Raw genomic sequence first — 13675 nt, forward strand, 5'->3', positions numbered from 1 at the left:
GGGGGGGGGGGGTGAGGTTTGGGGGGGGGGGGGGGGGTGGGGGGGGGGGGGCGGCCCCCCCCCCCCCCCCCCCCCCCCCCGGCCCCCCCCCCCCCCCCCCCCCACGGCCGCGAGGGCGCGCGCGAGCTGCTGGACGTCCCGGTCGTCGACATCACCGAGGCCGCCGCGCACCTGGCCTGCCTGCTCGGCCGCCGCTACGGCGTGGTGACCACTTTGGACCGGACGTGCGGGCTGATCGAGGACAGCCTGCACGCCGCCGGAGTCGCGCAGAACTGCGTCACGGTCACCGGCGCCGGGCTCGGCGTGCTGGAGCTGACCGACGAACGCCGGACGGAATCGGCGTTGCTCACCGCCGGCCGCCGCGCGCGGGACGCCGGAGCGGAGGTGCTGGTGCTCGGGTGCGCCGGGATGACCGGGCTGGACCGGAAGATCGCGACGATGCTGGACATCCCCGTCATCGACGGCGTCGCCGCCGCGGTCCACCTCGCGGAATCCCTGGTGGCGCTGGGGTTGCGGACGAGCCGCGCGGGCTCGTACGCGCGGCCGCTGGACAAGCGGCGCACCTGGCCCGATTGACACCTGCCTTCCGGGAACGTCAGAATCCCTGCAGCCGTACCGCCGCCCGGTGACGACGTGGGGATTCGACGTCCCCGGAAGGCGGTCCACGTGCGAAGAGTTCTCGGCGCCTTGGCGGTTTCGGCGAGCATGCTGCTGGTCCCGGTGAGCGGAACAGCGGTGGCTGCGTCCCCACCCCACACGATCGTCACCGACGGCGCCAAGCTCGCGAACATCAAGCAGGCGATCCGCGGCGGCCACGCGACCAAGGCACAGCGGGACGCGCTGAAAGCGGTGCTGGCCAAGGCCGACACCGCGCTCACCGACGGGCCGTGGTCGGTCATGGACAAGCCGTCCGCGCCCCCGAGCGGCGACAAGCACGACTACACGAGCCAGGCGCCCTACTGGTGGGCGAGCCAGCCGAAAACGCCGGAGAACCCGCAGGGCTGCCCGTACGTCAACAAGGACGGCCAGCGCAACCCGGAAGCCGACGCGATCACCGACCACACCTACCGGATGTGGGCGTGGGACGCGATGTACTACCTCTCGCTGGCCTGGTACTACACCGGCGACGCGAAGTACGCGAAGCGCGCGGCACTGGACATCCGGACGTGGTTCCTCGACCCGGCCACCAAGATGAACCCGAACATGACCTACAGCCAGATCATCCCGTGCAAGGACACGGTCAGCGGCACCGGGATCATCGACTCGACGCAGTCGTTCAGCCAGCTGATGGACGCGTTCGCGCTGCTCGACGGCGGCGCGCCGGGCTGGACCGGGAAGGACCGCGCGGGGATCAAGGCGTGGCTGACGCAGTACCTGAACTGGATGCAGACCAGCCCGCAGGCCAAGCTGGAACTGGCCGCCACCAACAACCACGGCACGTTCCTCGACATGCAGAACGCGACGATCTCGGCGTACCTGGGGCACCGCGACGCGGCCCGCAAGATCGTGCTCGACGCCGAGCGGAAGCGATTCGGAGTCCAGTTCGCCGCGGACGGCAGCCAGCCCCTGGAGCTGTCCCGGACGATGTCGTGGCACTACGTCAACTTCAACCTGACGGCGTGGGGCCGGCTGGCCGAGGTCGGGAAGAACCTGGGGGTCGACGTCTGGAAGTACCGGGCGGCGAACGGCGTGACCCTGCGGAAGGTGGTCGACCAGCTGATCCCGGGCGCCCTGCAGGGGGCCGCGGCCTGGCCGCACCAGCAGATCGGCGTGTTCGACCAGTCGATCGCGGCGGACATCTTCCACGCGGCGGCCGAAGAGGCCCATGACACCGACGCGGCCGCGGCGCTCAAGCGGATGCCGTTGCCGGCCGGCGGCGACACCTGGCCGGTGCGGGTGTCCTGCTTCCCCCTCGACCCACCCCTGCGGTAAGGCCCTCGTGAGTGGTAAGGAGGGTTCTAACCCGCCTTACCACTCACGACGAGCCGCGGCAGAGTGCTCAGTTGCCGGCCGGTGCGGTGACGCCGGGTGCGGGCGCCTGGGCGTTGCCCGCGACGCCGTAGCGGCCGGCACCGCCGTCGAGCTGTTCCTTCAACGCCAGGATGGTGCTCACCCGCCCGGCCGACGTGTCCGCATTGTCCACTGTGGACAGGATCGACGTCGCCGAGGTATCCGCCCGGACCACGCCCAGCGCGCCGGTACCGTCGGCCGAACCGGCGTCACCGGCGAGCACCGCGCCGGCACCGCTGCGGTCGAGCTGGGTCGCGAACCGGGCGATCGTCGCCGCGCGGTCGCCCGCGCCGTCGCCGGTCGCCTGGGCACCGGTGAGCACGACGGCCAGCTGGGCAGGCTTGACGTCCGGCCCGGCCTTGACGAACCCGCCGTCGGTGAGCCCGCTCAGCGCCGCCGCCAGTTCCTCGGGCGAGGACTGCGGTTTCGCCGTCGTCTTGTCCAGCAGCAGCACCGAGCCGAGCAGCGCGCCGGCCAGGGTGCCCGAGTCGCCCGCCGTCGGGAACTTCGAGCCGGCCGGCTGCAGCCGCGTGACGACGTCGCGGAGCTGGTCGGCCTTCTCCGGGTCGGCGAACGCCGACGTCAGCTGGACCTCGCCGGTCACCGCGGCGCCGGCCTGGCCGACCAGCTGCTTGAGCGCGTCCCGGTCGGCCGGGCGCGCGTCTTCGGTGGTCACCAGCACCACCGACCGCTTGTCCAGCGCGCCGGCGACGACCTTCGGGCCCATCGAGCCGGCGAAGGCGTCGGCGTCGGTCAGCCGGGCGTTGAGCGCGTTGCGCTGGGCCTCCAGGTCGGCGACCTGGCTGCCGAGGTCCTTCTTCTCTCCCGCGAGCCCGGACAGCAGCGTGCCGTTGAGCGCGGTCGAGCCGAGCACGACGCCGACGGCCAGCGCGAGGAAGCAGGCGGCGATGGAAACGACGTGGTAGCGCAGCGAAATCACGTGAACAATCCCTTGACCCAGGCGTAGAACGAATTCCAGGTGCCCTTGAGCCAGTCGAGGTAGACCGAGCCCACATCGGACACCAGCAGGGCCGCGGCGACCACCACGACCGCGGCGAGCACGAGCAGGACGACCGCCCCGATCGACACCCGGTTGCGGTGCAGCGTGGCCACCGCCTTGCCGTCGACGAGCTTCGTGCCCAGCTTCAGCCGCGTCAGGAACGTCGACGGGTTGGAGCCGGACCGGCCGTGGTCGAGGAATTCGCGCAGGGTGGCCTGGAAGCCGACGGTGACGACCAGGCCGGCGCCGTGCGCGTCGGCCAGCAGCAGTGCGAGGTCCTCGGCGTTGCCCGACGCGGGGAACGTCACCGCGCCGATGCCGAGGTCCTGGATGCGCTCGACCCCGGGCGCGTGGCCGTCCGGCGCGGCGGGCACGACGACCTCGCCGCCGCCGCGCAGGGTGGCGGTGCCGATCCCGGTGGGGTCGCCGACGACGACGTCCGGCCGGTAGCCCTGCACACGCAGGGTGTCCGCGCCGGCGTCGACACCGATCAGCACCGGGCGGTGCTCGGCGATGTACTTCTTGAGCTTCTTGAGGTCCTCGGCGTGCCCGTTGCCGCCCGCGACGACCAGCACGTGCCGGTCCCGCAGCGGCACCTTCAGCTCGGGGACGCCGACGCCGTCGAGGATCAGGGTGCGCTCGCGGCGCAGGAACTCGATGGTGTTCGCCGAGAACGCCTCCAGCTGCGTCGACATCCCGGCCTTGGCCTCGATCATCTGGTCGGCGACGCTCTCGGCGGTCTGCTCGATGCCGGAGGCGATCTGCCGCTCTCCGATGTAGACGATGCCGTCGAGCAGGCGCAGCTTCGTGCCGTCCTTGATCGAGCGCAGCAGCTCGCCGCCGACCGAGTCGACGAGCGGGATGCCGGCCGCGACGAGGATCTCGGGGCCCATGTTCGGGAACCGGCCGGAGATCGACGGCGACGCGTTGACCACGCCGGCGACCTCGGCGTCGACCAGGGCGTCGGCCGTCGCGCGGTCGAGGTCCAGCTGGTCGAGCACGACGATGTCGCCGGGACTGATCCGGCGCAGCAGCTCCCGGGTGCGGCGGTCGACCCGGGCGACCCCGGTGATCCCCGGCAGGGGTTCTTGATTCCGCGTGAGCAGACCCGTGAGCTTCATGTGGCCGATGGTGACAAATTTGCTCGTGGGACGAGGTACGCCACGCCGTAGCTGCTGTGACTCGTTGTGGTGAGCCCGGTCGCCCTCCCCCGCGCGGGTCAGGCCTCGGACTCCTCCGACAGCGAGCCGAAATCGAGGTTCAGCCAGGGGCTCGCCGGATCCTGAAGGAGCTGGTGGTGGACGCGCACGGCCGCCGGGTACCACTCGCCGAACTCGTCTTCGCCGGCGTGCAGCACCCGGCCCATGACGTACCCCGCCGACAGGTCGGCCCATGACTGGTGGTAGCGGCGGGCCAGGGATCCGGCTTCGAGCACCATCAGCTCGGCGCTCAACGCGTCGCAGTACCCGGCGGCCAGCCCGGCGCGGGCGATGGTGACCGCGCGGCCGACGTCCCAGGACAGCGCCGTCGTCACGCAGCCGTCCGCGTCGACCAGGCCGTCGGCGCGCAGCCGCCGCTCGTACCGGGACACCCGGCGGACGGTCTCCCGCAGCTCGTCGGCCTGGTCCGCGGCGTCGTTCTCGGTGCACCACCGGTCCACCAGCTGCGCCCAGGTCAGCGGGTCGAACTCGGCGCCGGGCAGCCCGTACTCGGCGGCGAACCGCAGGCGCAGCATGAGCACCAGGTTGCCGGGGGTCAGCGCGTAGCCGTCGCCGATCAGGTCGGTCATGGTGGCGCGCCAGCCGGGCGGGTCGGCCACGCCCCACCAGTCCCGCAGGCTGCGCACCTCGGCGACGTAGTCGTGGTAGCGGCCGTCGAGGAGGTTCCAGGGCGCTGCGTTGAGCACGGCCAGGTGCGCACCGCAGGCGAGCGCGTGCGCGATGGGCCCTTCGAGGTGCCCGTACGGCGCGGTGATCAGCCGCTCGACCTGCTCTTCCAGCGGCGTGACGTCGTCGGGGTGCGCGTCGAGCCACGGCTGCAGCGTCGCCCCGGCCAGCCGCCACTCGCCGCGGGTGCCGCGGTTGAACACGACGCGCTCGTGCCGCCCGACGCCGTCGACCGCCCAGTCGAGCGCGCCGCTCATGGCCACGATGTCCGGGCCGAAGTCCGGCAGTGCGCCGCGGGTGAAGACCTGCAGGAACTCGTCGCCGCCGGTCTCGAAGTAGACGTTCGGGAAGGTCTCCGCCCGCTCGTCGAGGATGCTCCGGGCGTCCACCCGCCGGATCGGCACGAACAGCTCCTCGCCGGCGAGCAGGCCGAGGTAGCGGTCGAGGTCGCCGTCCCGCCGCGCGGCGGCGAGCTGGGCTTCGACATCGGCGGGCGGCGGCAGGATCACGGTGCGGCTCCCTCCGCTCGGCCGGTCAGCACGACGAGCTTGCCCGCCGTCCGGTTGTGCTCCAGGTCGTCGTGCGCCTGCCGGATCTCCGCCATCGGGTACACCTTGACCGGGCCGAGGCTCGCTTCGCCGCGAGCGATCCGGTCGAGGTGACGCTGGAGCACGGAGGCCGGCAGGTCGTCCGCCTCACCACCATAAGCGGTCAACCGGACCCCAGCGGGAAGGTAGCCGATCGGATAGAAGTTCGAGATCGTCCATTCGTTGGACAACATGCCGGCGAAGCAGACCGTCCCGTGCACGCGGGTGGCGTTCAGGGTGTCCGGGAGGGTCGGCGTCCCGACCAGTTCGAGGGCGGCGTCGACGCCTTCGGGAGCGATCTCGCGGACCTGTGCCGCGACGTCGCCGTCGTCGAGGAGCGGGTGGTCGACGCCGTGTTCGCGCAGGGTTGCGAGCCGTCCGGGCTGCCGGGTGGTCGCGAAGACGGTGGCGCCGAGGTCGTTCGCCAGGGTCGCGGTGGCGAACCCGAGCGCGGACGTGCCGCCGCGGATCAGCAGCGTCTGGCCCTTCTGGAGGTCGAGGCCGGTGGTGAGCGAGCCGTACGCGGTCTGCAGCGTCTCCGGCACCTGGCCGATGACCTCCCACGGCAGGTCGCTGTGGAACGGGATGACCTGGTTTTCGGGCACGAGCGTGTATTCGGCGTAGCCGCCGTCGAAGGTGCGGCCCATGCCGCCCATCATGGTGGCGACCTGCTGCCCGGGCGCGAAGCCGCCGCCGGCGTCGACGACCCCGACGGCCTCGATGCCGGGCACGCGCGGGAAGGTGACGCCGTCGGCCAGCCCGAGCCGGGTGTGCAGCTCCGAGCGGTTGAGGCCGAACGCCTTCACGGCGATCCGGACCCAGCCGGGTTTCACCTCCGGCAGCGGCAGCTCGGTGAGCTCGAGGTTTTCGACCGGACCGGGTTCTCGGAGTACCACCGCGCGCATCGGGATCCTTTCGCCACCTGCAGTCGTCACGACAACTGCCGGGAGGCGGGGAGTATTTCCCCCGGCGCCTACTTCTTCTTCGCCGCGCGCTTCTTCTTCGGCTCGAACTCCGTCTTGTCCTTCTCGGCCGTCGCCAGCAGCTCCTCCGCGTGCGCCCGGCCCGTCTCGTTGTCCATGCCCGCGAGCATCCGGGCCAGCTCGCTGACCCGCTCGGTCTGGCTCAGGTTCTTCACGCCGCTGCGCGTGACCCCGCCGGTGTGGCCCTTGTCCACCACCAGGTGCTGGTCCGCGAACGCCGCCACCTGCGGCAGGTGCGTCACCACCAGGACCTGGTGCGTGCGCGCCAGCCGGGCCAGCCGCCGGCCGATCTCGACCGCCGCGCGGCCGCCCACCCCGGCGTCGACCTCGTCGAACACCAGCGTCTGGACGGTGTCCGCGTGCGCCAGGACCACCTCGATGGCCAGCATCACCCGCGACAGCTCACCGCCCGAAGCGGCCTTGTGGACCGGCAGCGGCGGGGCGCCGTCGTGCGCGCGCAGCAGCAGCTCGACGTCGTCGACGCCGTCCGCGCCCGCGTGCACCGCGCGGCCGTCGATGGTCAACGCGTGCGTGTCACCGTGTTCGGCGGGGCGCTGCTCGACCGTCACCTCGATCGCCGCCTGGCCCATCGCCAGCCCGGACAGCTCCCGGGTGATCTCCGCGGCCAGCTCGGCCGCCGCCTTCTCCCGCGCCGCCGACACCTCGGCCGCGTGCGCGGAGAGCTGGATCGCCAGCTGGTCGCGCCGCAGCGCGAGCTCGGCGAGCGCCTCCTCCGACGTGTCCATCGACTCCAGGCGGCGCCGGGCGTCGTCGGCCCAGGCGAGCACGCCGTCGACGTCCGCCGCGTACTTGCGGGTCAGCCGCTTGAGGTCGGCCTGGCGGGCCAGCACCTTCTCCAGCAGCGCCGGGTCGGCGTCCAGCGTCTCGACGTAGGTGCCCAGTTCGGCCCCGACGTCGGAGAGCAGCACCGACGCCTCCTCCAGCCGCGGCGCCAGCTCGCGCAGCACGGCGTCCTCCGCCGTCGAGAGCCGCCGCAGCGCCTCCCCGACCAAACCCAGTGCCCCCGGCGCGTCCGGGTCGCCGTCCGGGGAGCCGGACACCGCGACGTGCGCCTCGGTGGCGGCGGCACGCAGCTCGTCGACCGCGGCGAGCCGCTTGATCTGCGCGGTGAGCTCGTCGTCCTCGCCCGGCTCCGGCGCGACGGCGTCGATCTCGGTCAGGCCGTGCTTGAGCAGGTCGGCCTGCTGGGCCATCTCCCGCGAGCGCGTCGACCGCTCGGTCAGCTCGGCGATCACCGCCAGCCACTCCGCCCGGATCTCCCGGTAGGCCTGCAGCGGCTTCGCGACGGCGTCCCCGGCGAACCGGTCGATCACCGCGCGCTGCTCGGCCGGCCGCAACAGCCGCAGCTGGTCGTTCTGCCCATGCACCGCGATCAGCTGCTCCGACAGCTCCGCCAGCACGCCGACCGGCACGGACCGGCCGCCGAGGTGGGCGCGGGACCGCCCGTCGACGGCGACCGCGCGCAGCGCGATCACGCTGCCGTCCTCGTCCACGTCCGCGCCCGAGTCGGTGACGATCCGCTCGGCGCCTTCGACGCCGGCGTAGGTGAACCGTCCTTCGACGAACGCCTTGAGCATCCCCGTCCGGACCTTGGACACCTCGGCCCGGCCACCGGACAGCAGGTGCAGCCCGGTGACGACCATGGTCTTGCCCGCACCCGTCTCACCGGTCACGACGGTGAAGCCCGCGTGCAGTTCCAGCAGGGCGTCCTCGATGACTCCGAGGCCCTGGATGCGCATCTCGGCCAGCACGCCGCCTACGGTAGCGGCCACCACCGACACTCTGCGCGCCCGGGACCCCGGCGCGTCGCCGATGTGTTCGAACGAATCGCTGAACGGTGGGTCACTCGCAGGGGCGCGCGTGCCGCTCGCGCCAGCTCTTCACCGGCAGCGAGAACTTCTGGACCAGGCGATCGGTGAACGGGCCGTCCCACAGCCGGACCAGCCGCACCGGCGTCTTGCCGCAGGTGACGCGCACCCGCGCGCCCGGCGGCAGGTCGATCGGGCGGGTCCCGTCGCAGGTCAGCACCGCCGACGAGCCGTCCGGGTCGATCCCGACGGTGATCACCGAGTCCCGGGAGACGACCAGCGGCCGCGCGAACATCGCGTGCGCGTTGCTCGGCACCACCAGCAGCGCCTGGACGTCCGGCCAGATGATCGGGCCGCCCGCCGAAAACGCATACGCGGTCGAACCCGTCGGTGTGGCGCAGAGCACACCATCGCAGCCGAAGGCGGACACCGGACGGCCGTCGACCTCGATCAGCGCGTCCAGCACCCGCTCCCGGGTGCTCTTCTCGACGCTGGCCTCGTTGAGCGCCCAGGTGCGGGCGACTTCCGCACCGTCGTGGGTGACGGTGACGTCGATGGTCATCCGCTCTTCGACCTGGTAGTCGCCGTCGACGACCCGCTGGACGGTGTCGGCGAGGGCGTCGGAGTCGGCTTCGGCGAGGAAGCCGACGCGCCCGAGGTTCACGCCGAGCACCGGCACGCCGGCCGGGCGGGCCAGCTCGGCCGCGCGCAGCAGCGTGCCGTCGCCGCCGAGGACGAACACCAGCTCGACGCCGTCGGCGGGGTTGTCGTCCGGGTCGACGACCGTGCAGGTCGCGCCGACGCCGTGCTGTTCGGGGTTGATCAGCGCGCAGACGTCGTGCTCGGTCACCCGGATCCGGATGCCGGCCTTGGCGAAGCGCGCCGAAACCTCGCGCGCGGCTTCGCCGGTCGCTTCGCGATCGGGGTGCACCATGAGGAGCACTTCACGTTCGGTGGTCATGCGGGCCCTTCCTCGACGGCGGTCCGGACGAGCCGCTCGGCCTCAGTCCTGTTTACCGCGTCCACAGTGGACTCGGCCACGTGGGTTTTCTTCAGCCACACGAAGTACTCGACGTTCCCGGACGGTCCGGGCAGCGGGCTGGCGGTCACCCCGCGCAGCGCGAGCCCGAGTTTCGCGGCCTCGTCGATGACGGTGAGCACGGACTCGGCGCGCAGCCCGGGGTCGCGGACGACACCGCCGCTGCCGAGGCGGTCCTTGCCCACCTCGAACTGCGGCTTCACCATCGGCACCAGGTCGGCGCCTTCGCGCGCGCAGGCCGTGAGTGCGGGCAGCACGAGCTTGAGGGAGATGAAGCTCAGGTCCCCGACGACCAGGTCGACCGGCCCGCCGAGGTCGTCGGGCGTGAGGTTGCGGACGTTCGTGCGATCCATGACCACCACCCGTTCGTCGGTGCGGATCCGCCAGTCGAGCAGGCCACGGCCCACGTCGGCGGCGATCACGGTGGCGGCGCCGTGGCGCAGGAGGACGTCGGTGAAGCCGCCGGTGGACGCGCCGGCGTCGAGGCAGCGCTTGCCTTCGACGCTCAGCTCCGTGAACGCTTCGAGGGCGCCGAGCAGCTTGTGGGCACCCCGCGAGGCCCACCCGGGGTCGTCTTCGTCCTTGACGACGATGGGGGCGTCGGACTCCACGCCGGTGGCGGGTTTGGTGGCGACCATCCCGCGGACGGTGACCTTGCCGCCGGTGATCAGGGCCGAGGCTTGCTCGCGCGACCGTGCGAGGCCGCGCCGGACCAGTTCCGCGTCGAGGCGGGCCCGCTTGGGCACGCCGATCAGACCTTGTCGATGCTGGACAGGGCGACCGTCAGCTCGGTGTGCACGGCGTCGAAGCGCTCGACGTGCTCCGCGAGCGGCAGCGCGTCCAGGTCGTCCAGCCCGGCGACGGCTTCGTCGATGCCGGCCCGCGGGTCGGTCGCTTGCGAGAACGAACCGGGCGGCGGGCCCGGGACGGGGAAGGGGTGGTCCTGCACACCGCAAACGGTATCAGTCAGGACAGTTTCGCCTTGGCGCGCTCGCCGAGTTCGGTGACGCCGGTCTCCCACGCCGTGTGGCAGAGCGCGCGGAGCAGGTCCAGCTCGTCGCCGTCGCCCTCGGCCGTCAGGGTCCGGTTCTCGACGGTCACGGTCCAGCCCGGCCGCGGCCCGATCTTGAGGTCTTCGGCCCGCTCGGTGAGCGCGGTGAGGTCCTTCGCGAGGTAGGTGCCGCGCTCGGCCGGGACGGCCTCGATCAGCTGCTTCGGCGTCGCGACGCCGGAGAGGACGACGAGGGAGTCGATGCCCGCGGCGACCGCACCGGCGATGTCGGTGTCGAGCCGGTCGCCGACGACCAGCGGGTTTTGCGCACCCGCCGACCGGGCGGCGGTCTCGAACAGCAGCGGCTGGGGCTTTCCGGCGACCAGCGGCTCGACGTCGGTGGCGGTGCGCAGCGCGGCGACCATCGACCCGTTGCCGGGCAGGAGGCCGCGCTCGCTGGGCAGGGTGGCGTCGACGTTGCAGGCCACCCAGAGTGCGCCGGCGCGGATGGCCAGACAGGCTTCGGCCAGCGCGGCCCAGGTGTTGTCGGGCGAGTGCCCCTGGACGACGGCCTGGACGGTGGGCGCGTTCTCCCGCACCGGCTGGAGACCCGCCTGCGCCACTTCGGCGGCGAGCGACTCGGTGCCGACGACGAGGACCTCGGCGCCGCCGTCCAGGCGTTCCTTCAGCAGCTGCACGCCGGCTTGGGCGCTGGTGTGCACCTCATCGGTCCCGGCGGGCACGCCGAGGCCGGTGAGGTGCGCGACGACCTCGCCGGGGGCCTTGGAGGCGTTGTTCGTGACGAACCGGATGGGGGTGCCGTGCTCCCGCGCGGCCCGCACCGTCTCCGGGGCACCCGGGATGACCCGGGTGCCGTGGTAGACGGTGCCGTCGAGGTCGAAGAGGACCGCGTCGTAGGCCGCGAGGAGGGCGTCACTCATCGGTGTCTTCGTCCTCGTTCTCCGCGTTCACCGTGTTCTTCACGTCCTCGGTGTTCTCCGCGTTCGACAGATCGGCAGCCCGCTCGGCGGCGTCGGTCTCGTCTTCGGCATCGGCCTCGGAAGCGTTGAGGAACCACTGGATGGCCTCGTCCTTGCGCCCGGCGGCCGCGAGGTTGTCGGCGTAGGCGTAGAAGAGGCGAGCGCTCCACGGGTCGCGCTTCTCTGCCTTGAGGTCGTCACCCTGCAGCGAGACGACGGCGGCATCGAGCTGCCCGAGGTCCCGCCGCGCCCCGGCCGCGACGATCGCCAGCTCGACCTGGGTGGCCTTCGTGAGCTTCGCGGTGTCGACCTCCTTCGCGAGGTCGAGGGCCCGCTCGGGACGCCCGAGAGCCCGCTCGGCGTCGGCGATGATGGCGATGTGGTCGTCGCTGCGCGTCATCCGCCGGACGGCCCGCAGCTCGGAGAGGGCCTCGGACCAGTTGCCGGCGTGGTAGGCGACCAGGCCGAGGGCTTCGCGCACGATCGGGACGCGCGAGGCCTTGGCCTTGGCGTACTTGGCGTGCTCGAGGGCGGCCTCGGGATCGCTGTCGATCAGCCCCCCGGCGGCGACGAGGTGCTTCCCGACGGTCTCGGCCAGCCCCTTCGGCAGCGTCCGCAGTTCACGGCGGGCTTCCTCGTCGAGGTCGGAGAACTCGATGTCCTCGGGCAGCTCGGGCGCCTCGAGGAGTTCCTTGGCGAGAGCTTCGTCATCGAGCGGCGCGCCGACCTTGGGCCGCGGGTTCCCCCGCGGACGGTCTTTGCGCTCACCACGGTTCTCACGGCTGTCGTCCCGGCGCTGGTAGCTGCCACGGTCACCGCGGTCACCCCGCGAGTCGTCATCGCGCCGCTGGTAGCCGCCCCGCTCGCCGTCACGACGGTCCCGGTCGTCGGACCGGCCGCGGTCTTCCGAGCGGAAGCCGCCCGAGCGGGCACCGCGCTCGTCATCGCGGCGCTGGTAACCGCCCTGCTCGCCATCGCGACGGTCCCGGTTCTCGGACCGGAAGCCGCCACGGTCATCCCGCCGCTGGTAACCACCGCGAGACTCATCCCGCCGGTCGCCGCCACGGCCCCGGTCCTCGGAGCGAGCGCCGCGGTCGTCGTCGCGCCGGTCCCGGTCGTTCGAGCGGAAGCCACCCGTGCGGGGGCCGCGGTCGTCGTCGCGCCGCTGGTAGCCGCCACGCGAATCGTCGCGCCGGCCCCGGTCATCCGAGCGGAAGCCACCCGTGCGGCCGCCGCGGTCGTCGTCCCGGCGCTGGTACCCGCCCCGCGAATCATCCCGCCGACCCCGGTCCTCGGAGCGGAAACCGCCGGTGCGGCCGCCGCGGTCGTCGTCCCGGCGCTGGTACCCGCCCCGCGAATCGTCCCGCCGACCCCGGTCGTCCGAACGGAAGCCACCCGTGCCCCGGGAATCGTCGCGGCGGTCACGATCGTCCGAGCGGAAGCCACCGGTCCGAGTGCCCCGCGAATCATCGCGGCGGTCGCGGTCGTCGGAGCGGAAACCACCCGTCCGAGCACCACGCGAATCATCGCGGCGATCGCGGTCGTCAGAGCGGAAACCACCCGTCCGGGTGCCGCGGGAATCGCCGCCGCGGGGGCGGTCGTCCGAACGGAAGCCGCCCGGGCGGCCGCCTCGGTCGTCGTCGCGGCGGTTTTCCCAGCGGGGCTTACGGTCGCCATACGAGGACTTGCCCTGGGGGCGGCCTCCACGATCGTCGAAGCTGCGGCCCGGGCTGTCGTTGCGGGTACCGGAACGGCTGTTGCCCCGGTCCTCGTAGCGGCTGCCCGACCGGCCGGCGCCCCGGTCTTCGTAACGGCCGCCGCCGGAGCGGCTCGGGCCGTCGGAGAAGCGGCCGCCGCCCGAGTCGCGGCTGCCGTAGCTGCCGCGGCGGTCGTCGCGGTCGCTGAAGTTGCGGCCGCCGGCGCGGCTCTGACCTGCGTATCCTCCGCGCTGGTCGCGGTCGCGGGGACCGTCGCCGCCGCGGAACGGCTTGCCACCGCCGCGCACCCCGCGGTCGTCGCGGCGCGGCCGGCCCTGGTAGCCGCCGTCGCGGCCGCCGCGGTCCTGCCGCGCGCCGCCCTGGTTCCTCCGGGGTCCGTCCGACCGGCCCCGGGAGCCTTCGTCCCGGCGTGCCGACCGGCCGGACCCATCATCGCTTGAGTCTCGTCGACCGAACTCGGACACCTGGCCTCCTGCCGTGAAAAAAATCTTGTCCTGGACATACGCGTACGGCCCGCTAGGGCAGCCAACTGGCTATCCTAACGGGCCGTACGGAAGGTAAGTTCGGCGGTGTCCTACTCTCCCACAACCCTTCGGTTGCAGTACCATCGGCGCTGTCAGGCTTAGCTTCCGGGTTCGGAATGGGACCGGGC

11 protein-coding genes, 1 rRNA gene and 1 pseudogene are annotated in these 13675 nt (G+C 72.6%); 2 read left to right on the plus strand and 11 right to left on the minus strand.

Going from position 1 to position 13675, the window contains the following annotated elements:
- Positions 1-102 precede the first annotated feature (102 nt).
- Both ACWEVN_RS39680 and ACWEVN_RS39685 read left to right on the plus strand, forming a co-directional pair.
- A pseudogene (locus tag ACWEVN_RS39680) lies at positions 103-576 on the plus strand (aspartate/glutamate racemase family protein); the annotation flags it as partial.
- A gap of 90 nt (positions 577-666) precedes the next feature.
- Entirely contained in the window at positions 667-1932 is a 1266-nt protein-coding gene (locus tag ACWEVN_RS39685; RefSeq protein WP_452054714.1) for an alginate lyase family protein, read from the plus strand.
- Between the two features lie 67 nt (positions 1933-1999).
- Here ACWEVN_RS39685 and ACWEVN_RS39690 read toward each other — a convergent pair whose 3' ends face one another.
- From ACWEVN_RS39690 to rrf, 11 genes are all read right to left on the minus strand, one after another.
- The gene (locus ACWEVN_RS39690) at positions 2000-2950 is read right to left on the minus strand and encodes a copper transporter (protein ID WP_452054715.1); all 951 of its coding nucleotides are present in this window, start codon (positions 2948-2950) and stop codon (positions 2000-2002) included.
- Positions 2947-4131 (minus strand): putative cytokinetic ring protein SteA, encoded by a 1185-nt coding sequence (gene steA, locus ACWEVN_RS39695; protein ID WP_449687974.1) that lies wholly within the window; start codon positions 4129-4131, stop codon positions 2947-2949. The genes ACWEVN_RS39690 and steA overlap by 4 nt, the downstream gene beginning before the upstream one ends.
- 98 nt (positions 4132-4229) lie before the next feature.
- A complete protein-coding gene (locus ACWEVN_RS39700) occupies positions 4230-5405 on the minus strand; it encodes a DUF1266 domain-containing protein (protein WP_452054716.1) in 1176 nt (391 codons plus the stop codon).
- Positions 5402-6388 carry a zinc-binding alcohol dehydrogenase family protein gene (locus tag ACWEVN_RS39705; protein WP_452054717.1) on the minus strand — a complete coding sequence of 329 codons (987 nt, stop codon included), beginning with the start codon at positions 6386-6388 and terminating at the stop codon, positions 5402-5404. The genes ACWEVN_RS39700 and ACWEVN_RS39705 overlap by 4 nt, the downstream gene beginning before the upstream one ends.
- 68 nt (positions 6389-6456) lie before the next feature.
- Positions 6457-8238: a DNA repair protein RecN gene (recN, locus tag ACWEVN_RS39710; RefSeq protein ID WP_449687982.1), complete on the minus strand. Its 1782-nt coding sequence runs from the start codon at positions 8236-8238 to the stop codon at positions 6457-6459.
- 91 nt (positions 8239-8329) lie between these two features.
- Entirely contained in the window at positions 8330-9256 is a 927-nt protein-coding gene (locus ACWEVN_RS39715) for an NAD kinase (RefSeq protein WP_449687977.1), read from the minus strand.
- Positions 9253-10080 carry a TlyA family RNA methyltransferase gene (locus ACWEVN_RS39720; protein WP_452054718.1) on the minus strand — a complete coding sequence of 276 codons (828 nt, stop codon included), beginning with the start codon at positions 10078-10080 and terminating at the stop codon, positions 9253-9255. The genes ACWEVN_RS39715 and ACWEVN_RS39720 overlap by 4 nt, the downstream gene beginning before the upstream one ends.
- Positions 10081-10085: 5 nt before the next feature.
- Positions 10086-10283 carry a hypothetical protein gene (locus tag ACWEVN_RS39725; RefSeq protein ID WP_103347425.1) on the minus strand — a complete coding sequence of 66 codons (198 nt, stop codon included), beginning with the start codon at positions 10281-10283 and terminating at the stop codon, positions 10086-10088.
- 17 nt (positions 10284-10300) lie between these two features.
- The gene (locus tag ACWEVN_RS39730) at positions 10301-11266 is read right to left on the minus strand and encodes an HAD-IIA family hydrolase (protein WP_452054719.1); all 966 of its coding nucleotides are present in this window, start codon (positions 11264-11266) and stop codon (positions 10301-10303) included.
- Positions 11259-13487, minus strand: coding sequence for a hypothetical protein (locus ACWEVN_RS39735; RefSeq protein ID WP_452054720.1), 2229 nt, complete (start codon positions 13485-13487; stop codon positions 11259-11261). Before ACWEVN_RS39735 ends, ACWEVN_RS39730 begins: the two co-directional genes overlap by 8 nt.
- 97 nt (positions 13488-13584) lie before the next feature.
- A 5S ribosomal RNA gene (gene rrf / locus ACWEVN_RS39740) occupies positions 13585-13675 on the minus strand; the annotation flags it as partial.

The sequence above is a fragment of the Amycolatopsis sp. NPDC003861 genome (assembly GCF_053605405.1).

What these genes read in the sequence shown, in the direction of transcription:
- steA (WP_449687974.1), bottom strand. Translation starts at nt 4,131, where the DNA reads ATGAAGCTCACGGGTCTGCTCACGCGGAATCAAGAACCCCTGCCGGGG.
- ACWEVN_RS39705 (WP_452054717.1), bottom strand. Translation starts at nt 6,388, where the DNA reads ATGCGCGCGGTGGTACTCCGAGAACCCGGTCCGGTCGAAAACCTCGAG.
- ACWEVN_RS39715 (WP_449687977.1), bottom strand. Translation starts at nt 9,256, where the DNA reads ATGACCACCGAACGTGAAGTGCTCCTCATGGTGCACCCCGATCGCGAA.
- ACWEVN_RS39730 (WP_452054719.1), bottom strand. Translation starts at nt 11,266, where the DNA reads ATGAGTGACGCCCTCCTCGCGGCCTACGACGCGGTCCTCTTCGACCTC.